Origin of the sequence: Spirabiliibacterium mucosae (genome assembly GCF_014884965.1) — a bacterium.
Classification (GTDB): domain Bacteria; phylum Pseudomonadota; class Gammaproteobacteria; order Enterobacterales; family Pasteurellaceae; genus Spirabiliibacterium; species Spirabiliibacterium mucosae.
Window position 1 is genome coordinate 1 of sequence record NZ_JABTBO010000004.1, and the last position, 19,323, is coordinate 19,323.

Genomic DNA, 19,323 nt, shown 5'->3' on the forward strand with positions numbered 1-19,323 from the left:
GGATCACACCCTCACTCGACCTAGCACTTTAGGCACCCGCTCAAGCATCTTATTCCGGGGGCGGATCGCATCATTAAATTTTATTTTTTGAAAAGATAAAGTGCGGTTAAACGTGATTTAAAAGTGCGGTTTTGCGATCGTCTCGACCGCACTTTGTATTTTAACCCTCGTGAATGGCTGTGGTGTTTTTGGGCCCCATAGAGCCGCTAGTGCGGAGCGCAGTGGTTATCAGTGAGAATTTTTCGTGTCTGAAGCCCGCGTAGCGGGCAAGCTAAAAATTCGAACGGTTAAATAACCACGCAGCCGCAGCACGACCAGCGGCGAACCTGGGGTGCGTTGGGTTTGGAGGTGCTTGCGCAAACAAGCCCCTAAGCCGCCGCAGGCGGAACGGCGATAGAGATATCGGAGTTATGGCCGCGCGCGCCGAGCGCCAGCGCAAAATGGCGAGCAACAAAAAACCGCACTTTTAAAGTGCGGTTTTGTTTACAACGACAAAGGCAGTTACTTCAACGCCACGCGCGCATTACGGAACAACCGCATCCACGCGCCGTCTTCGCCCCAGTTATCAGGGTGCCACGAATTGCTCACCGTACGGAACACACGCTCAGGGTGCGGCATCATCACCGCCACACGGCCGTCGAGATTGCAAAGTGCGGTTATCCCATCAGCTGAACCGTTCGGATTGGCAGGGTAACGCTCGGTTGGGTTGCCATTGTTATCTACAAATTGCGCGCAAACGAGATTATTCGCCCACAATTGCGCCAATTGCCCCTCGCGTTGCAGCTCCAAGCGGCCTTCACCATGTGCCACTGCAATCGGCATTTGCGAGCCAGCCATGCCCGCAAACCACGGAGAGTTGTTTTCCACAATTTTTACCAACGCGGTGCGCGCTTCAAACCGCTCGGATTTATTGGTCACAAACCGCCCCCAATGCTCGGTGCCAGGGATAATCTCGGCCAAGGTTGAGAGCATTTGACAGCCATTGCAAATGCCGAGTGCGAGCGTGTCGCGGGTGAAAAATTGGCTGAATTGCTCACGCAGTTGCGGGTTGAACAAAATGGATTTTGCCCAGCCACCGCCGGCGCCGAGCACATCGCCGTAGGAGAACCCGCCGCAGGCGACAAAGGCTTGGAAGTCTTGCAGGTTATAGCGCGCCGCGCTCAAGTCACTCATGTGTACGTCGATGGCGTCAAAGCCCGCGCGGTCAAAGGCGGCGGCCATTTCAACATGGCTGTTCACCCCTTGCTCGCGCAGCACCGCGATGCGTGGGCGCACGCCTTTGGCGATGAATGGCGCGCAAATGTCGTCACTTGGGTCATAGCTCAAGTGTGCGCTGAAGCCTTTGTCATCGGCGACTTTTTTGGCCTCAAACTCTTGGTCGGCACATTCTGGGTTGTCGCGTAGGCGTTGCATATGCCAGGTCAACTCCGCCCAAATGCGGCGCAGTTGCGAGCGTTGGCGTTGGAAGATGACCGCATCGTTAAAGCGAATGGTCACCTCATCTTGGCTGTTCACCTCGCCTAATGTATGGCAAAGTGCGGTCAGGTTGTGCTCGGCCAGCACAGCTTGCACGCGCGCTAGATCGCTTTCGCGCACTTGAATTACGCCGCCAAGCTCTTCATTGAACAAAATGCTTAAAGGCGCTGCGCCAAGCTCGCTGATGTCAAGTTCAAGCCCGCAGTGGCCAGCAAAGGCCATTTCCAACAGCGTGGTGATCAGCCCGCCGTCGGAACGGTCGTGGTAGGCGAGCAGCAGGTTTTGCGCCACCAGCGCTTGCATGGCGAGATAAAACGCTTTGAGGTTGTCAGCGCTGACCACATCGGCAGGTTTGTCGCCGAGTTGGGCATAGACTTGCGCCAGCGCACTGGCGCCAAGGCGGTTGTGTTTTTCGCCCAAGTCAATCAATAAAAGTGCGGTTTTGCCTTGGTCGGTGCGCAATTGTGGCGTGACGGTTTTGCGCACGTCTTCCACCCGCGCAAAGGCGCTGATGACCAGTGAGAGTGGCGCGGTGACTTGTTTTTGCTCGCCGTTTTCTTGCCAGCGGGTTTGCATCGACATCGAATCTTTCCCAACCGGGATGGTCAAGCCCAAGGCAGGGCAGAGCTCTTCGCCCACGGCTTTGACGGCGGCGTAAAGCCCCGCGTCTTCACCGGGGTGGCCGGCGGCCGCCATCCAGTTGGCGGAGAGTTTGACGCGCTTGATATCGCCAATGTTGCTGCCGGCAATGTTAGTCAGCGATTCAGCCACTGCCATGCGGGCGGAGGCGGCAAAATCGAGCAGCGCAATTGGCGCGCGCTCGCCGATAGACATCGCCTCACCGTGGTAGCTGTCTAGGCTGGCGGTGGTTAAGGCGCAGTCGGCGACAGGGATTTGCCACGGGCCGATCATTTGATCGCGCGCCACCATGCCGGTGACGGAGCGATCGCCAATGGTGATGAGGAAGGTTTTTTCCGCCACCACCGGCAGGCGCAGCACACGCTCGACGGCCTCGTTGAGATCAATAGCATCGCAGCTCAGTGGCTGGCTTTTGACAACCGCACTTTGCACATCGCGGGTCATTTTCGGTGGCTTGCCAAGTAGGACGTTAAGCGGCATATCGATCGGTTTGTTGTTGAAATGCGCGTCGTTAAGGGTCAAGTGCGGTTGCTCAATTGCCTCACCAATCACGGCAAATGGCGCACGCTCGCGCTCACACAAGGCTTTGAACTCGTCTAGGCGATCAGGTGCGACGGCGAGCACATAGCGCTCTTGCGATTCGTTACACCAAATCTCCAGCGGCGTCATGCCAGGCTCGTCAGAGAGCACTTTACGCAGCTCAAAGTTGCCGCCGCGCCCGCCGTCGTTAATCAATTCAGGCATGGCGTTGGAAAGGCCACCGGCGCCCACATCGTGGATAAACAAAATCGGGTTGTCGTCGCCCATTTGCCAGCAGCGGTCGATCACCTCTTGGCAGCGGCGCTCCATTTCAGGGTTGTCGCGCTGCACTGAGGCAAAGTCGAGATCTTCTTTCGATTTGCCGGTGGCCATCGATGACGCCGCCCCGCCACCAAGCCCGATGTTCATCGCCGGCCCGCCGAGCACAATCAGTTGCGCGCCGACAGGGATGTCGCCTTTTTCCACGTGTTCGGTGCGGATGTTGCCCAGCCCGCCGGCCAGCATAATCGGTTTGTGATAGCCACGCACTTCCTCAGCGCCTAGGGTGTTGACGGCCTGTTCATAGGTGCGGAAATAGCCGAGCAGCGCAGGGCGGCCAAATTCGTTGTTAAACGCCGCGCCACCCAGTGGCCCTTGCAACATAATCTCCAGCGCGCTGGCAATGCGGGAGGGCTTGCTCATAGGCCGCTCCCACGGTTGGGCAAAGTGCGGTATGCACAAGTTGGACACCGAAAAGCCCACCAAGCCCGCTTTTGGCTTGGAGCCGCGGCCAGTGGCGCCTTCATCACGGATTTCGCCGCCTGAGCCGGTGGCCGCCCCTGGGAACGGGGAGATGGCGGTTGGGTGGTTGTGGGTTTCCACTTTCATTAAAATGTCGGTGCGCTCTGGGTGGTAGCGGTATTGCCCGTCGCGGTCAGCAAAAAAGCGCCCTACGGTGGAGCCTTCCATCACCGCGGCGTTATCTTTGTAGGCGCTCAGCACGTAATCAGGTGTTTTTTCAAAGGTGTTTTTGATCATCTTAAACAGTGATTTTGCCTGTGCGCTGCCGTCGATGATCCAATCCGCGTTGAAGATTTTATGCCGGCAGTGCTCGGAGTTGGCTTGGGCAAACATATAAAGCTCAACGTCCACCGGGTTGCGCTTGAGTTGCGAGAACTGGTCAAACAAATAATCAATTTCATCATCGGCCAGGGCGAGGCCTAAATCGCGGTTGGCTTGCTCAAGTGCGGTTTTGCCTTGGGTGAGAATATCGACGACGGTGAACGGTTTGGGTTGATGGTTTTCAAAAAGGGCGTGGGCTTGAGCGGGATCGGTGATGGTGGTTTCTAACATTCTGTCGTGTAACACACCTTGGAGCAGCTCACGCTGGCTGTCATCTAACGGCGCGGATAAGGTGAGATAATAGGCCAAGCCGCGCTCAATGCGTTTGACTTTATCCAAGCCACAATTGTGCGCAATGTCGGTGGCTTTGGACGACCAAGAAGAAATGGTGCCAAAACGCGGGATCACAATCACACATTCGCCTTGTGGCGTGTGTTCAGCAAGGGTTGGGCCATAATGCAAAAGTGCGGTCAGCTGAGCGGTTTCTTGCTCGTTTAGGGCGCTTTGCAAATCCACAAAGTGAATGTATTCGGCATAACAATCGCTTACAGGCAAGTTGTGCGTGGCAAAGGCATTGCGCAAGTGTTGCAGGCGAAAGTCGGAAAGTGCGGGTGAGCCGCGAAATGTTTGCATCATTTTTTGTACCATACAGTTGCTGTGGGAGGGAAATTGTGCATATTATAAGCGAGTAATCTCTAATCAGCAATTTGCATTTTCGTTTTCTTGCCGCCGCGTGGGGCGATCGCAGTTGGTTTTCGTGGCGATCCGCGCTAGAATGCAAACGTTGACATCAAAGGAGCAATGATTGAGAGGATTAGTGTTGCGCGTGATTTTTGCGCTGGGGCTGTTGCTGTGGGCGATTGATATGATTTCGCCGTGGCAAAAAATCATGCTAAGCGAGAAAAATCACTACCAAACCATTCAAGAAAAGGGCGAGCTGGTGGTCGGCACGCTCAATAATCCTGTCTATTATTTTATCGGCACCGACGCCCCACAGGGGCTGGAATATGAGCTGAGTAAAGCCTTTGCTGATTATTTAGGCGTGGCGCTTAAGGTAGTGAGTTTAGATAACAACAATGCGCTGTTTGAGGCCTTAAAAGAAGGCAAAATCGACATGGCGGCGGCGGGCTTGCGCTTTCAGCCAAGCCGCGCGGCCGATTTCCAAATGGGCCCGAGTTACACCTCGGCGTCATGGCAGCTGGTTTATCGCCAAGGGGCGGAGCGGCCAAAATCGTTTGCGGATATCAAAGAGCCGCTGTTGGTGCCCTATTCACAAGAGCTGACCGCACTTTTAAGCGCGCAAAAAGCCCGCTTTGCCAAGCTGCAATGGCAGGTGCATAAAAACCTCACGCAAGAGGAGATGTTGGTGATGGTTGCCGACGGCAAAGCGCCTTATGCCATTGCCAGCTCCATTGATGTGGCCTCGACTAAGCAAATTAAGCCGAATTTGGCGGTGGCGTTTGATGTCAGCGACGAGGCCAGCGTGCATTGGTATTTTTCTAAAAACAGCTACAGCGAGCTGCAAGCTGCTTCGCTTGATTTCATGCACCTCGCGCTTGACCAAGGCTTGGTGGCACGGTTAGAAGAGAAGTATTTCAACCACATGCAAAGCTTTGATTATGTTGATGCGCGCACCTATTTAGACGCCATCGACAACGTGCTGCCGAAATACACTGAGCTGTTTAAAAAATACAGCGGCGAGCTGCCGTGGTACACCTTAGCGGCGATCGCTTATCAAGAATCCCACTGGAATGAAAACGCCACCAGCCCCACTGGCGTGCGCGGCATTATGATGCTGACCAAAGAAACGGCCGAGCGCATGAAGGTACAAAACCGCACCGATCCTGAACAGAGCATTCGTGGCGGGGCGGAGTATCTGCATATGCTGATGCGCCAAATCCCAGACACCGTGCACAAAGAGGATAAAATTTGGTATGCTTTGGCCGCCTATAACATGGGGCTTGGGCATTTGCTCGATGCCAGACGGCTAACCAAGCAACTCGGCGGTGACCCCGACAACTGGCTGGATGTGAAGAAAAACTTGCCGCTGCTGGCGGAAAAACGCTACTACGACAAGCTCAAATACGGCTACGCCCGCGGCTATGAGGCCTACGCCTATGTGGAAAATATCCGCCGTTATATGAATAATATTCGCAAGCACTACCGCATCAAAGAGCTGGAAAAGGCAATTGATGCCGACAACCCCGCGCTGGTGGAGCAAGAAGATAAAAGTGCGGTCAGCCCGAAAGAAGAGGCCGCCCGTGAGGTGAGCGCCAACGGCCGTTAGCGCAGCCCTAAGCTAAAAATTGAGGTTTGATATGAAACGTTCTCGCACTGTGTTTAAGAAAAAACCGTCGCTGTCATTGATGCAAAACCGCCGCCGGCTGCTGCGTATGCGCCACAATCGGCGGGTGAAAAGCCGCATTGAAGAGCGCCATTGGCTGCAATTTTTGGCTGAAAATGACTAAAGTGCGGTCAGCGCTCTTGCAATAAACGCTCGATGATCCGCTTATTCGCCGGTGGAAACTGCCCCACATCGAGCGCGTGCTGCTCAATCCAAAAGCCCTCTTGCCCCTCGCGCCCAAACGGTTGGTTGACCCACTCTTCAATCAAATAAAAACTCAACTCAATGATTTTGGTTGGGTATTCAAACTCAAAGCGATCATAGAGCGAATAATTCAAGATCATAATCCCGATTTCTTCTTCCAGCTCGCGCGCGAGCGCTTGCTCTTCGCTCTCACCTGGGTCCACCTTGCCACCTGGGAACTCCCAACTTTGGGCAAAATCTTTACCCTCTAATCGTTGGGTGAGGTAGATTTGTTTGAACTCGTTGCGGATGATGCCGACGGCAACTTTGACTAAGGGTTTGGCTTGTGTTTGAGCCATGTTTCCTCCATAAGCAAAAGGCAGGCGAGCCTGCCTTTGATTGTGGATTGTTATTTCAAACGCCCGTGGCAATATTTGTATTTTTTGCCAGAGCCACACGGACACGGAGCGTTGCGGCTGACTTTAGGCACTTCACCTTGAAGGGCACTTTCATCATCGCTGTCACCGTCGTGATATTGCATCGCCGCCGCTTGCTTTTCTGCCAATGCGCGGCGCTCACGTTCGGCTTGCTCGACCTCTTCTTGCGTGCGCACTTGAATTTTCGACAAGGTGGAAATCACGGTGAATTTCAGCGCATCAAGCATTTCGGTGAACATTTGGAAAGACTCGCGTTTGTATTCTTGTTTCGGATCTTTTTGCGCATAACCCCGCAGGTGAATGCCGCGGCGCAGGTGATCCATCGCTGCCAAGTGCTCTTTCCACAGCTCGTCTAAGGTTTGCAGCATTAAGCCTTTTTCAAACTGGCGCATATTCGCCGCGCCCACCAATGCTTCTTTTTGCTCGTAGTCGGCAATGGCGGCGTCCATAATGCGCTCGCGCAGGGTTTCTTCGTGCAGGTTGTTGTCTTCTTCGAGCCATTGCACCAGTGGCAAATCCAGCCCAAAGTCGGTTTTCAGCCGTTGCTCAAGGCCTTCCACGTCCCACAACTCTTCGAGCGATTGTGGTGGGATGTATTGGTCAATCACGCGGTTGAACACATCTTCACGGATCACCTTAATGGTGTCTGAAATGTCGTCGTGATCGAGCAAATCATTGCGTTGTGAATAAATCGCATGGCGTTGATCGTTGGCCACATCATCAAATTGCAGCAGGTTTTTACGCCCGTCAAAGTTGTGGGATTCCACCTTCGCTTGCGCGCTGGCAATCACTTTCGCCAACAGTTTGGATTCCATCGCCTCGCCTGGCTCGCTGAAGGCTTTGCGCATCATGTTGAGCTTGCCTTCGTTGAGGTAAATACGCATCAGTGCATCATCCAATGAGAGGTAAAAACGTGATGAGCCTGGGTCCCCTTGGCGGCCTGAGCGGCCACGCAATTGGTTGTCGATGCGGCGTGATTCATGGCGCTCGGTGCCGATGATGTGCAAGCCACCGGCTTCCATCACGATGCGGTTTTTCTCTTCCCAGTCGGCTTTGATTTTGTCAATTTGCTCTTGAGTTGGGTTTTCCAGCGCGGCGATTTCGGCCTTCCAGTTCCCGCCGAGCACAATGTCCGTCCCACGGCCAGCCATGTTGGTGGCAATGGTGACCGCACCTGGTGCGCCAGCTTGCGCTACAATTTCCGCCTCTTGGGCGTGGAATTTGGCGTTGAGCACGTTGTGCTTGATGCCCGCTTTGGTCAAAATGTTGGACAACAGCTCAGATTTTTCAATCGAGATGGTGCCCACCAGCACAGGCTGATTGCGCGCCACGGCGTCTTTGATGTCTTCAACAATGGCGTTGAATTTCTCTTCTTCGCTTTTGTACATCAAATCCGTGCGGTCGTCGCGGATCATCGGCTTGTTGGTTGGCACAACGATGGTTTCAAGCCCATAAATTTGTTGGAATTCAAAAGCTTCGGTGTCCGCTGTACCTGTCATACCTGCGAGTTTTTCATACAAGCGGAAGTAGTTTTGGTAGGTGATTGACGCAGTGGTTTGGTTTTCGTTTTGGATTTGCACGCCTTCTTTGGCTTCGATCGCTTGGTGTAACCCTTCAGACCAGCGGCGGCCTTGCATGGTGCGGCCAGTGTGTTCGTCCACAATGATCACCTCACCGTCTTTGACAATGTAATCGACATTGCGCTCAAACAAGGTGTGGGCGCGTAAGGCGGCATACACGTGGTGCAGCAAGGTGACTTTTGACGGGGAATAGAGTGAGTCGCCCTCGTTCATCAAGCCGGCTTCCACCAGCAGTTGCTCGATTTTCTCTTGCCCACGCTCGGTCAAAAAGGCCTGTTTGTTTTTCAAATCCAAGGTGTAGTCGCCATCACCGGTGTATTCTTCGGTGTCTTCTTTTTCTTGAAAGACCAAGTGCGGTATCAATTTATCAATCGCGATGTAAAGCTCAGAGCTGTCTTCCGCTTGGCCGGAGATAATCAATGGAGTACGCGCTTCATCGATTAAGATGGAATCCACTTCATCGACCAAGGCATAAAATAGCGGGCGTTGAAAGCGCTCTTGCGCCGAGTGGGCAAGGTTGTCGCGCAAATAGTCAAAACCCAGCTCGGAGTTGGTGGCATAGGTGATATCCGCAGCATAGGCAGCGCGTTTTTCCGCACCCGACAGCCCTGGCACGTTGACCGCCACCGTCATGCCTAAAAACTCAAACAGCGGGCGGTTAGTTTCCGCGTCGCGGCGGGCGAGGTAGTCATTGACGGTCACCACGTGCACGCCGCGGCCGGTGAGGGCGTTGAGATAACACGGCAGCGTGGCGGTGAGCGTTTTCCCCTCCCCGGTGCGCATCTCAGCAATGCAGCGATCGTTTAAGATCATGCCGCCTAACAGTTGCACATCAAACGGGCGCATGCCGAGTGTACGTTTGGCGGCCTCGCGCACGGTGGCAAAGGCCTCTGGCATGATTTTTTCCAGCGTTTCGCCTTGCTCAAGGCGCGCTTTAAATTCGTCGGTTTTGGCGCGCAGTTGCTCGTCGCTCAGTGCCGCATAGTCGTCTTCAAGTTGGTTGATTTGCTTAACAATTTTGCCTAAACGGCGCAGCACGCGATCATTGCGGCTGCCAAATAATTTGGTTGCAATAGTTCTTAACATAATAAATTCTTCGTTTTAAAAATAGAAAAAGGCAGGCAAAGCCTGAGTTAATTAAATTGGCGGTTAGGCAAAATGGGGGCCTGCGCGAATGGGCGCATTGGCGTGCAGTGGCGCGCGATAAAGTGGCGCCAAATAGGCAAAGTGCGGTTGCACGCGCTGGGTTTGCGGGCGGGCGCGCTCGGCATGCAGTGTGCGCACCTGTTGCAGCACGCGCTCATGCTCGCACAGTTGCGAGATGTGATAAACTTGGCGGTATTCTTGCGCGGGTGTGGGCTGAGCGTTGACAGACACAGAAAAGATCGCAATAATGCCTAGCCATAATTGCGACCAAAAGTGCGGTTTTGTGTTACAACGATACATACACGCCTTGCCAGTCAAAGTAGAATTCCACGTATTATAAAGCAAACGCCTCGCCTTGTCATAGATATGGCGTCAATTTTACGAAAAACAAGCCATGAAACGCAACCACACCAAAAATATCACCGCCATTTTAGCCCACAGCACTTTGGGCAAAATCGCCCAGCACGCCAGCGCGATCAACGCCATTAATGCCGAGCTGCAAAAAAGCCTGCCGGCGCAGTGGCAAGGGGTGTTTCGGGTGATTCAATTTCGTGAAGGGGTGTTGTGCTGTGAGGTGCAAAGTGCGGTCGTGCGCCAAGCGTTGCTCTTTCAACAAGGGCAGATTCTCGCCCTAGCCCAGCGCCATTTGCAGGTCGAGCGCATTGAGTTTCAGCTCAACCCTGCGATGAACGCTAACTTGCCTTAAACAACGCCAACAACTCCCCAACTTTAGTGCGCTGGGTGCCGTTTTGGCTGATGTGGCGCTGCACCAGGATTTTTTTAATTTTCGCCCCTTTGTAAAGCTTGCGGGTATACGGCGTGTCGTGGTTTGAAATCAGCACAGGGCAGTGCTTTTCAAGGGCGCTTTGGCGGGATAGTTGGGCAAGCAGTTGCTGCTGCTCAAGCCCAAAAGCGCTGCCTGCGTAATGGGTGAAGTTGGACAGCTGCGCCAGTGGTGCATAAGGTGGGTCGCAATAGATGACCGCACTTTGATTGGCAAAAGCAAAACTGTGCTCAAAACTGGCGCACACAAAGGTGGCTTTTTGCGCTTTGTGGTGGAAATAGCGAATCTCTTCTTCAGGGAAATAGGGCTTCACATAGGCGCCAAAAGGCACGTTGAACTGCTGCTTGCTGTTGTAGCGGCACAATCCGTTGTAGCCAAAGCGGTTGAGGTAGAGAAAAATCAGCGCGCGCTCAAATGGGTCTTGTGATTGGTTGAACGCACTGCGCTGCTGGTAATAAACATGGGCGCTGTTGGCATCATCGCGCTCAAATAATCGGCGGCTTTCGTTGATGAAATGCTCCACATCGCGTTTAATTATCTCAAAAAGGGCGATCAAATCAGGGTTGAGATCGCAGAGAATATAGCGCTCAAACTGGCTGTTGAGAAATACCGACCCTGCGCCGACAAAAGGCTCAATCAGGCAGCTTTTGTCTTTTGGCAGCAGTTTGTTAATCTCGGGAATTAAGCGAAATTTGCCTCCCGCCCACTTTAAAAAGGGCGGTGCTTGCCAACCATGCCAGGGGAGCGGGCCATCATCAGTCAAATTGACTGCAATCGTTGATAGCGGCTTTCACGCTATCAATATCATCCACCGCGCTGACGTAGGCCTGTCCAAGTTTTTTCAGCAGCACCAAGCGCAATTGCCCTTTGAGCACTTTTTTATCGCGCATCATCAGCGGCAGGTAATCCTCGGCGCTCATGCCGTCTGGCGACACCGTTGGCAAATTGGCACGCGCCAGCAGCCGCTCGAGGCGGGCAACATCGTCGCGACTAATGTCACCCAAGCGGTGTGAGAGCGCCGCGGCCATCATCATGCCGGTGGCCACCGCCTCACCGTGCAGCCAGTTGCCGTAGCCCAAGTGGGTTTCAATCGCGTGGCCAAAGGTGTGGCCGAGGTTAAGCAGCGCGCGTTGGCCGTGCTCTTTTTCATCATTGGCCACCACCATCGCTTTAAGCTCGCAGCAACGCTGAATACAATGGGAAAGTGCGGTCGGCTCAAGGGCGAGCAGCTGGTCGATGTTTTCTTCCAGCCAGCAGAAGAAGTCGTAATCTAAAATCGCACCGTATTTGATCACCTCCGCCAGGCCTGCGCACACTTCCCGCATCGGCAAGGTGCGCAAGGTAGTGGTGTCAATCACCACACTGGCAGGTTGATAAAACGCGCCAATCATATTTTTCCCCAGCGGGTGGTTGACGGCGGTTTTGCCCCCAACGGAGGAATCCACCTGCGAGAGCAGTGTGGTGGGCACTTGAATAAGGCGCACGCCGCGTTGGAAGCTGGCCGCCGCAAAGCCGGCCACATCGCCAATCACACCGCCGCCCAGGGCGACAATGGTGGTGTCGCGCGCGTGTTTTTCGTCTAAAAGTGCGGTGAAAATCAGGTTTAACGACTCAAGGGTTTTGATTTTTCACCATCGGGGAGTTGAACGTTAGACACCTCACAGCCCAACTCACGCAAAGTGCGGTTGAGCGTGTCAAGATAAAAGCCCGCCACGGTTGGGTTGGTGACAATCATCACCTTGTCGCCGGATTTGAGCGGCGCAAAAGCGCTGGCGGATTGCAACAGCTTTTCGCCAATGGCAATGTCATAGCTGCGATCTTTGAGTTCAACGTTCACCGATGTCATAGTCTGTCCTAGTTGATTGAGGTAAATTCGTCAATTAAGTCCATTAATTGATTGGCCATGGTGCGGGCATTTTGCTCGTCGGTGCTGATGGTGATGTCGGCAATCTCTTCATAGAGTGGATTGCGCACTTGGGCTAAATCTTCGAGCACTTGGCGTGGGTCGTCAACATCTTGCAGCAGTGGGCGTTTTTTGTCGCGCAGTGTGCGTTCGTATTGTTTGTCAACGGTGGTTTCAAGATAAACCACAATGCCGCGGGCGGAGAGATGATTGCGGGCATCTTTTGAAATGATGGCACCGCCGCCGGTGGAGAGCACAATCCCTTGGCGTTGGGTCAGCTCATCAATAATGCGGCTTTCGCGTTTACGAAATCCGCTTTCACCTTCAACATCAAAAATCCAACCGATGTCGGCGCCTGCACGTTGTTCAATTTCATAATCAGAGTCAACAAAATCCATGCCCAAATTTTGTGCAAGCTGGCGGCCGATAGTGCTTTTCCCAGCACCCATCGGGCCAATTAAGAAAATATTTCTTTTTCTGCCATTGTTATTGTGTTCTTATTCGTTAGTGATTGGAAAGCCGCAGGGTGCGACCACAGGCAAGTTAAAGGCAAGGGGCGGGCCACAAGAGAACACTAGGAAAGAAAATAACCCCTAACACTTCAACAAATAATTAAGGGGCTAATTATCGCAATAAATCGCCCCCTTTTTCAACCACTGAAACCACTTTTTATTAAAAACCGTAATGAAAGGCTTTATTCACTTTTGCAGGCTTGGCCTGTGGGCTGTTTTTCACCAAGTGCGGTGTGACAAAAATCACCAGCTCGCGTTTGGTGTGGCGCTTGTTCTCGCGCGAGAAAAGATGCTTGATGCCAGGCACATCGCCAAGCAGCGGCACTTTGTCTTGGTGATCGCTAATGGTGTCGTGAAACACACCGCCGAGCACAATGGTTTCACCGTTTTGCGCCGCCACTTGCGTTTGAATTTCTTGCTTGTCGATGGTGGTCATCTGATTGTCACCATAGGCAATATTTTTCCCGGGCGCGTTTTGGCTGACGGTCAAATCGAGCAAAATTTGGTTATCGTGGGAGATTTGCGGCGTGACCTCAAGGCCAAGCACCGCTTCACGAAATTCCACGTTTTGCGTGTCTTTGGCGTTGATCACATAAGGGATCTCGGTGCCTTGCTTAATGCTCGCTGGCTGCTTGTTGGTGGTGATAAGGCGCGGGCTTGCGATGATATTGACGTTGTTTTCACGCTCAAGTGCGGTCAGCTCCAAATCCAGTAAGCGCGAGTCAATCTTCGCCACCTGTAACGTCACGCCCGCGGCGGTGGCAAAGCTGTTGCCAAAGTTCACGTTGAGCTGGTTGTCGATGTTGTTAAAGCCATTGCCGCCAAGCTTGCCGGTGACCGCACTTGCTGTTTCGCTGGGTTGAAACAGCCCCCAGCGCACGCCCAGCTCGCGCATGCTTTCGTCACTGATGGTGACAATGCGCGCTTCAATCAACACTTGCTGGCTGGGCTGGTCAAGCTCGTGCACCAATTTCACCAAATGCTTGAGCTGTTCGGGCGTGTCTTGTAAAATCAGGCTATTGCTGCGCGCATCGCCACTGATGCGGCCATCGCCCGAGAGCAGGCTGCCCGTTTTCGGATTGAGCACCTCAATGAGCTCACCGACTTTGGCATAACGCAACTTCACTCGCCGCGTGCTGATCGTCGGCCCCTCACTGAGCGGCACGATGCTTTTGGCTTTGGCGCGCAAGGCATTGGCGACAAAATACGTCCCTTCCTCGTGACTGACCTCAAGCTTGTGTGTTTTCGCCAAGCTGTTGACGGCCTGCTCAAAGCTCACATTGCGCAGCCGCAGGCTGACATGGCCCTCCACGTCATCGTCGATGATCATATTTTTATCTTCCAGCAGTGCTAAAAATTGCAAGGTGTCTGCCAGTGGCGCTTGTTTAAGCCACAGCGTCATCGGTGCGGCGCTGGCGGTGAGGGTGAAAAGTGCGGTTAAGATAATACTCCAAATGCGCATGCTCACCTCACAACTGCCAGATTTTTTCAAGGTTATCGCGGCAGTGGCGCAGCACAATGTGCCGCTGCGCCACTTCGCTGATCTGCCACTCGTTGGCGATCACATTCCCCACTTCAGCCAGCAGCACATCGCCTTCGAGCTTGAGCAGAATATGCGGCGTGTCGTGGTGGATAATCAGCCCAATAGGTTTGTATTGATCAATCGGGCTGTCGCTCATCAGCCCAATTTCGCCGCACGGGTTGGCCTTCGTCGTCAAAGCTGGCGCGCTGGGCGCTTGGTGGTTGAATGGGTCACTGGCCGCGATAGCGGCGTGCGGTAAAAGTGCGGTCAAAAACACAAGCCAAAAACGGGTCATGGTGTCTCCTTGTTCGTGATAAAAAGTCCACTTGCGCGTGCACCGCACTTTGGTCAAGTCCACTTTGCAGGCTCAAGCGCATCGGCGTGAGGTTGCCAAAGCGTGACAGCAGCGTGCGCAGCATTTCATCGAGGCTCAAAAACGGGCCTGAAAACTGCAAGCCAAGCGTGGTTTGCTGGTCGAACTGCCACTGCGGCGTATCCAACGCGATGTGGGGGAATTGGGCAACATAATCGAGCAGCTGGCGGTTGACCTCAGGCACCACGCTGGCCATTTGTTGCTTAAGATGATGCGCGTTGTCGCGCCGTTTTTGCTCCAACACGGTCAGCAACTGCTGCTTTTTCGTTAAGGTTTGCGCCTGCGTTGTGCGCTCTCGCTCAAGCTTTTGCAGTCGTTGGTTAAGGTGTTGATGGCGCCACAGGCTTTGGCCGAGCACGAGGGCGCAAAGCAGCAGCACAATCACGCCATGCCAACGGCCTTTGAGGTGCGCCCACTGCCAGAGTTTGCCGTACTGAGCGATGTTAGTCATCACTCACCCCGCTAATTAGGCGAAAGCTGATGCCATTGTGATCCGCCACAAAATGGGTCAACTTGTTGCGCTCGTCATTGCCGTCGGCCAGCCAGTGGTGGGCGAGGGTCTCTTGCAGCTGTTCAAATTCTTGCTCGCTGAGCTGCTCCCCTTCAAGCAGCAGCTGTTGGTCACGCCGGCTGGCGTCTATTTCGGCTAGCGTCAGCCGCCCTTGCTGCCAGCCAAGCTCGCCGAGCAGTTGCATAAAATCGACAAACCGCACTTTGCCGGCCAAAAGCTGAATTTTCTGCCTACTTTGCTGGCTTTTTTGCAGCAAATTGAGCTGCTGTTGCACGGTTTGATTTTGCCCACGCAAGGCGGTGATCGCCTGCTGAGTGGTGTTGATTTGCGCTAGTGTGTGCGCTTGTTGCTCGTTGAGCCACACCGCCACCAGCGCAGCAACGCTAAGCGTGACGACATAAAGTGCGGTCAGCTTGACAACGCGTGTTTTCAGCGCGCGTTCACGCCAAGGCTGGAGGTTAAGCATCATGCCTCCTTTGCCACAGCGCGCAGCCCAGTGCGGTGAGGTTGGTAAACTCTTGGGTACAAAGTGCGGTTTGCGCCACCGCCCAAGGCAAGTTGAGCGTGCAATCGGTAGTGTTGTAAATCACCACATGTTCAATTTTGAGCTTACCAAAGCGGCTTTGCCAAGCGCTCAGGGCGCCTTCAAGATCGCTATGGTAGAGGAAGTTGAGTGGCGCGGCTTGGGCGTGGATTAGGCAACACAGATCGCGCGTGAGGTAAAGATAAAGCGCATTTTCACCCGCCTCGGGTGCGGCAAAGGCAAATGCGCGGTGCAGCGCATGGGCGCGGGAGTCAAGTGCGGTGAGTGGCAGTGGCGAAAACGTTTTGTTCACCGCTTGCAGGTGCTCGCGTTTGCAGGCGATGATTTCCACACAATCAATTTGCCGGCGCGTGCCCTCATGTTGCAGCGCGTGGGCGTGGTAGTCAAAATGCAACGCCGCAGGCGGCAGTGGCAGATTTTCGCTTAAAATTTGCAGCACTTGCTGATGACACGTCGCCGGCGTACTGTGGGGGGTGATCACCGCTTTATACCACACTTGGCTGAAATCTAGGCTCGCCACTGGCTGGCAGTGCTTGAGCGCACAAGGCAAGCCCGCGATGGGCGTGTTGAGCGCACCTTGCGTTTGTGCAAGCCTTGTATAGTGCGGTTTTTGCTCATCGTCGAGCACGCAGGCACACAGCGTTTCACCGTAAAGGGCAAGGCCGACGGTGGGCTTGGGGCGGCGTGCTTTTGCAAAAAATGCGATAAAGTTTTCCATAGTTTGCCAATCCTGCGGTATCATAGTAAGGTTACGAATTAAAGTTGCACAACAGGTGCTTGCACGAAACGTTATAACGCACCTGAGAGAAGATCACGATTGGCAAGAGAGAAATTTTCGATGAAGATCGTAAAAATCGTTTTAAGTTCACTGCTCACGCTCCTGATTGTCGGCTGCGTTGCGGTGGGCATTATGTATTATCACATCAAATCAGAGCTGCCCGATGTCAAAACGCTCAAAACCGTTGAGCTGCAGCAACCGATGCAGGTTTACACCGCGGATAACAAACTCATTGGCGAAATCGGCGAGCAGCGGCGCATCCCGGTTGCCCTTGAAAACATCCCGCCGCAGCTGATTCACGCCGTGTTGGCAACAGAAGACAGCCGTTTTTATGATCACTACGGGCTAGACCCAGTTGGGATTGCTCGCGCCGTGTGGGTGGCGATCACCAATGGCGGTGCCTCCCAAGGGGCGAGCACCATCACCCAACAGCTGGCACGTAACTTCTATCTCTCGCCTGAAAAAACACTGCTGCGCAAAGTCAAAGAGGCTGTGTTGGCAATTGAAATTGAAAAAAACCTCAATAAAAACGAGATCTTAAACTTATACCTCAATAAAATTTATCTCGGCTACCGCTCTTATGGCGTGGCGGCCGCGGCCAAAACCTATTTTGGCAAAAGTTTGCAGGAGCTCAGCCTTGGCGAAATGGCGATGATTGCCGGCCTGCCGAAGGCGCCTTCGACCATGAACCCGCTCTATTCCCTCAAGCGCGCCACCGAGCGGCGCAATGTGGTGCTGGGTCGGATGCTTGATGAGGGCTATATCTCCAAAGAGGAATACACCCAAGCAAAAGACGAGCCGCTGAAGGCGAGCTATCACGGCAGCCAGCTTGATTTCCAAGCCGATTATGTGGTGGAGATGGTGCGCCAAGAGATGGTGAAACTCTACGGCGAAGAAAACGCCTACACCAAAGGCTACAAAGTGTTCACCACCATCAACTCTGATGACCAACGCGACGCGCAAACCGCACTTCGCAATAATTTGATTAACTACGACATGCGCCACGGTTATCGGGGTGGTGCGCCGTTGTGGAAAAGCGATGAAGCGCCGTGGGATGAAGCGCGCATTACGGGCTTTTTGCGCAAGCTGCCTGACAGCCAGCCGCTGATCCCCGCCGCTGTACTTTCCACCAATGCCAGTGGCGCGCATTTGTTGCTCGCTGATGGTTCAACCTTGGATTTACCGTTCTCGGGCATGAAATGGGCTGGCGCAAGCGCGAAAAACAGCAAAGTGCGCTCAGGCGATCAAATCTGGATTCGCCAAAACAGCAAGCAAGAGTGGGTGCTTGCGCAAATCCCGCACGCCAACTCGGCGCTGGTTTCGCTCAATAGCCACGACGGCGCGATTGTCGCGATTGTCGGCGGCTTTAGTTATGGCCAGAGCAAATTTAACCGCGCCACACAATCAATGGTGCAGGTGGGCTCATCGATCAAGCCGTTTATTTATGCCGCGGCGCTGGATAAAGGCTTGACGCTGGCGACTATTTTAAACGACAGCCCGATTACCGTGTACATTAAGGGGCAAAAACCGTGGTCGCCGAAAAATTCACCGAATCGCTACGACGGCCAGCTGCGGTTGCGCCAAGGACTGGGGCAGTCGAAAAACGTGATGATGGTGCGCGCCACCCAAATGGTAGGCATTGATTATGTCGCGGATTTCCTCCCGCGTTTTGGCTTCAAGCGTGACCAATACCAGGCGACACTGGCGCTTGCACTCGGTGCTGCCTCATTCACCCCGCTGGAGATGGCGCGCGCCTACGCCGTGTTTGATAACGGCGGCTTTTTGATTGACCCGTATTTGATCGCCAAAATTGAAGACAACGAGGGCAAAACGATGTATCGCGCCAATCCGAAAGTGGCGTGCTTTACCTGCAACGACATCCCGGTGATTTATGGCGAGCAAGAAAAACTGGCGTTTTTAGACACCGCGGATGAAAAAGACCCAAGTGCGGTCACGCCAGCCGCGCAAGCCGACGGGGACCCAGACCAACAACCCGACAGTGTGCCGGATATCCCTGAGTTGCAAATTGAAAACAAACAACTCGACGATACTCAAGCGCCTAAACTGCTGGCAGACTCCGATGAAAAAGAGCCTGAAATTGCCCCGCGTGTGATCTCAGGCGAATTGGCCTTTTTAATGCGCAGCGCGCTGCACACCGCTGTGTATGGCGAAAAGGGCAGCAGCTGGAAGGGCACCGGCTGGCGCATGGGTAACAGCTTCAAGCGTGATGATCTCGGCGGCAAAACCGGGACTACAAACAACAACAAAGTGGCGTGGTACGCCGGCTTTGGTGCTGATTTAGCCACCGCAGTTTATGTTGGCTTTGATGACAATAAATTTGACCTCGGCCGTGGTGAGGCGGGTGCAATTACCGCCATGCCAGCGTGGCAAAGCTACATGCAAGCCGTGCTCAAAGACGTGCCACAACGCAAAGATGAAATGCCTGAAAACGTAGTGGAAAAACGCATCGACAAAGCCAGCGGCTTGCTCGGCGGTGGCTTTAAAGAATACTTTATCAAAGGCACGGAGCCGGTGCGCCGACACATTAAAGAACGCGGTTATAAAATCATGATTGACCGTGGCGACGGCAGTGGCCCGAAAGCAGAAGAGTTATTCTGATGGCGCAAGAGAAAAAATCATTAGAGGACATTTGCGCGGAGTTTGCGCAAATGGACACACGCCTTGCTCAAGCCCAGCGTGACCTTGCAGCATTGGCGGAGTTTGAAAAACGCTGGCAGGCCGCGCAGCGCAACATCAGCGCCTTGGAGGCGTTTTATTTTGATGGCACCTGGCTCTGGCTTGCCGATATTGAGAAATTAGACGCCGCGGGCAAGCACTATGCCTGCGCCAGTGAAGATGGTATTTGGAATATTTCAACCGAATTTCATCAACTCAAAATTGCGTGGTTAAAGCGCTTAGCCAAATCGTTATAACAAAAAAAGTGCGGTCA

Annotated in this window: 16 protein-coding genes and 1 pseudogene; 5 read left to right on the forward strand and 12 right to left on the reverse strand. The window is 53.7% G+C overall.

All coding sequences use genetic code 11. From position 1 onward, the window contains the following. Nucleotides 1–501 precede the first annotated feature (501 nt). The gene (gene purL / locus HPC37_RS02015) at nt 502–4,392 is read right to left on the reverse strand and encodes a phosphoribosylformylglycinamidine synthase (RefSeq protein WP_208121574.1); all 3,891 of its coding nucleotides are present in this window, start codon (nt 4,390–4,392) and stop codon (nt 502–504) included. A gap of 169 nt (nt 4,393–4,561) precedes the next feature. On the opposite strand from purL, the gene mltF reads away from it, so the two are divergent. Both mltF and HPC37_RS02025 read left to right on the forward strand, forming a co-directional pair. Then, nucleotides 4,562–6,043 (forward strand): membrane-bound lytic murein transglycosylase MltF, encoded by a 1,482-nt coding sequence (gene mltF, locus HPC37_RS02020; protein WP_208121575.1) that lies wholly within the window; start codon nt 4,562–4,564, stop codon nt 6,041–6,043. A gap of 31 nt (nt 6,044–6,074) precedes the next feature. Then, on the forward strand, nt 6,075–6,224 hold the full coding sequence (locus HPC37_RS02025) for a hypothetical protein (RefSeq protein ID WP_208121576.1): 150 nt from the start codon (nt 6,075–6,077) through the stop codon (nt 6,222–6,224). 7 nt (nt 6,225–6,231) lie between these two features. On the opposite strand, the gene mutT is transcribed toward HPC37_RS02025, so the two are convergent. The 3 genes from mutT to secM all read right to left on the reverse strand — a co-directional run bounded on the left by mutT (nt 6,232) and on the right by secM (nt 9,746). Beyond that, nucleotides 6,232–6,642, reverse strand: coding sequence for an 8-oxo-dGTP diphosphatase MutT (gene mutT, locus HPC37_RS02030; protein ID WP_208121577.1), 411 nt, complete (start codon nt 6,640–6,642; stop codon nt 6,232–6,234). Between the two features lie 50 nt (nt 6,643–6,692). Next, nucleotides 6,693–9,386, reverse strand: coding sequence for a preprotein translocase subunit SecA (gene secA / locus HPC37_RS02035; RefSeq protein WP_208121578.1), 2,694 nt, complete (start codon nt 9,384–9,386; stop codon nt 6,693–6,695). Nucleotides 9,387–9,449: 63 nt separating this feature from the next. After that, nucleotides 9,450–9,746: a secA translation cis-regulator SecM gene (gene secM / locus HPC37_RS02040; RefSeq protein WP_208121579.1), complete on the reverse strand. Its 297-nt coding sequence runs from the start codon at nt 9,744–9,746 to the stop codon at nt 9,450–9,452. A gap of 94 nt (nt 9,747–9,840) precedes the next feature. On the opposite strand from secM, the gene HPC37_RS02045 reads away from it, so the two are divergent. Further along, on the forward strand, nt 9,841–10,152 hold the full coding sequence (locus tag HPC37_RS02045; protein ID WP_208121580.1) for a DciA family protein: 312 nt from the start codon (nt 9,841–9,843) through the stop codon (nt 10,150–10,152). On the opposite strand, the gene HPC37_RS02050 is transcribed toward HPC37_RS02045, so the two are convergent. From HPC37_RS02050 to HPC37_RS02085, 8 genes and pseudogenes are all read right to left on the reverse strand, one after another. Continuing rightward, nucleotides 10,139–10,993 (reverse strand): Dam family site-specific DNA-(adenine-N6)-methyltransferase, encoded by an 855-nt coding sequence (locus tag HPC37_RS02050; protein ID WP_208121581.1) that lies wholly within the window; start codon nt 10,991–10,993, stop codon nt 10,139–10,141. The two genes, HPC37_RS02045 and HPC37_RS02050, sit on opposite strands and share 14 nt — an antisense overlap. Then, nucleotides 10,986–12,076 (reverse strand): annotated as a pseudogene (gene aroB / locus HPC37_RS02055) (3-dehydroquinate synthase). The gene HPC37_RS02050 and the pseudogene aroB overlap by 8 nt, the downstream one beginning before the upstream one ends. Nucleotides 12,077–12,084: 8 nt before the next feature. Then, nucleotides 12,085–12,600, reverse strand: coding sequence for a shikimate kinase AroK (gene aroK / locus HPC37_RS02060; RefSeq protein WP_345789996.1), 516 nt, complete (start codon nt 12,598–12,600; stop codon nt 12,085–12,087). A 205-nt stretch (nt 12,601–12,805) separates the two neighbouring features. Next, nucleotides 12,806–14,107, reverse strand: coding sequence for a type IV pilus secretin PilQ (gene pilQ / locus HPC37_RS02065; RefSeq protein WP_208121583.1), 1,302 nt, complete (start codon nt 14,105–14,107; stop codon nt 12,806–12,808). A 7-nt stretch (nt 14,108–14,114) separates the two neighbouring features. Next, nucleotides 14,115–14,462, reverse strand: a complete 348-nt coding sequence (locus HPC37_RS02070; RefSeq protein WP_208121584.1) for a hypothetical protein — start codon at nt 14,460–14,462, stop codon at nt 14,115–14,117. After that, on the reverse strand, nt 14,398–14,991 hold the full coding sequence (locus tag HPC37_RS02075) for a hypothetical protein (protein WP_208121585.1): 594 nt from the start codon (nt 14,989–14,991) through the stop codon (nt 14,398–14,400). The genes HPC37_RS02070 and HPC37_RS02075 overlap by 65 nt, the downstream gene beginning before the upstream one ends. Beyond that, nucleotides 14,984–15,520, reverse strand: coding sequence for a hypothetical protein (locus HPC37_RS02080; protein ID WP_208121586.1), 537 nt, complete (start codon nt 15,518–15,520; stop codon nt 14,984–14,986). The genes HPC37_RS02075 and HPC37_RS02080 overlap by 8 nt, the downstream gene beginning before the upstream one ends. After that, nucleotides 15,510–16,313: a hypothetical protein gene (locus HPC37_RS02085; protein WP_208121587.1), complete on the reverse strand. Its 804-nt coding sequence runs from the start codon at nt 16,311–16,313 to the stop codon at nt 15,510–15,512. The genes HPC37_RS02080 and HPC37_RS02085 overlap by 11 nt, the downstream gene beginning before the upstream one ends. A 120-nt stretch (nt 16,314–16,433) precedes the next feature. Between HPC37_RS02085 and HPC37_RS02090 the strand changes: the two genes are divergently transcribed. Both HPC37_RS02090 and HPC37_RS02095 read left to right on the forward strand, forming a co-directional pair. Next, on the forward strand, nt 16,434–18,992 hold the full coding sequence (locus HPC37_RS02090; RefSeq protein ID WP_208121588.1) for a penicillin-binding protein 1A: 2,559 nt from the start codon (nt 16,434–16,436) through the stop codon (nt 18,990–18,992). After that, nucleotides 18,992–19,306 (forward strand): DUF4298 domain-containing protein, encoded by a 315-nt coding sequence (locus HPC37_RS02095; protein WP_208121589.1) that lies wholly within the window; start codon nt 18,992–18,994, stop codon nt 19,304–19,306. Before HPC37_RS02090 ends, HPC37_RS02095 begins: the two co-directional genes overlap by 1 nt. Nucleotides 19,307–19,323: the final 17 nt, after the last annotated feature.

What these genes read in the sequence shown, in the direction of transcription:
- purL (WP_208121574.1), bottom strand. Translation starts at nt 4,392, where the DNA reads ATGATGCAAACATTTCGCGGCTCACCCGCACTTTCCGACTTTCGCCTG.
- HPC37_RS02025 (WP_208121576.1), top strand. Translation starts at nt 6,075, where the DNA reads ATGAAACGTTCTCGCACTGTGTTTAAGAAAAAACCGTCGCTGTCATTG.
- mutT (WP_208121577.1), bottom strand. Translation starts at nt 6,642, where the DNA reads ATGGCTCAAACACAAGCCAAACCCTTAGTCAAAGTTGCCGTCGGCATC.
- secA (WP_208121578.1), bottom strand. Translation starts at nt 9,386, where the DNA reads ATGTTAAGAACTATTGCAACCAAATTATTTGGCAGCCGCAATGATCGC.
- secM (WP_208121579.1), bottom strand. Translation starts at nt 9,746, where the DNA reads ATGTATCGTTGTAACACAAAACCGCACTTTTGGTCGCAATTATGGCTA.
- HPC37_RS02045 (WP_208121580.1), top strand. Translation starts at nt 9,841, where the DNA reads ATGAAACGCAACCACACCAAAAATATCACCGCCATTTTAGCCCACAGC.
- pilQ (WP_208121583.1), bottom strand. Translation starts at nt 14,107, where the DNA reads ATGCGCATTTGGAGTATTATCTTAACCGCACTTTTCACCCTCACCGCC.
- HPC37_RS02070 (WP_208121584.1), bottom strand. Translation starts at nt 14,462, where the DNA reads ATGACCCGTTTTTGGCTTGTGTTTTTGACCGCACTTTTACCGCACGCC.
- HPC37_RS02075 (WP_208121585.1), bottom strand. Translation starts at nt 14,991, where the DNA reads ATGACTAACATCGCTCAGTACGGCAAACTCTGGCAGTGGGCGCACCTC.
- HPC37_RS02080 (WP_208121586.1), bottom strand. Translation starts at nt 15,520, where the DNA reads ATGATGCTTAACCTCCAGCCTTGGCGTGAACGCGCGCTGAAAACACGC.
- HPC37_RS02085 (WP_208121587.1), bottom strand. Translation starts at nt 16,313, where the DNA reads ATGGAAAACTTTATCGCATTTTTTGCAAAAGCACGCCGCCCCAAGCCC.
- HPC37_RS02090 (WP_208121588.1), top strand. Translation starts at nt 16,434, where the DNA reads ATGAAGATCGTAAAAATCGTTTTAAGTTCACTGCTCACGCTCCTGATT.
- HPC37_RS02095 (WP_208121589.1), top strand. Translation starts at nt 18,992, where the DNA reads ATGGCGCAAGAGAAAAAATCATTAGAGGACATTTGCGCGGAGTTTGCG.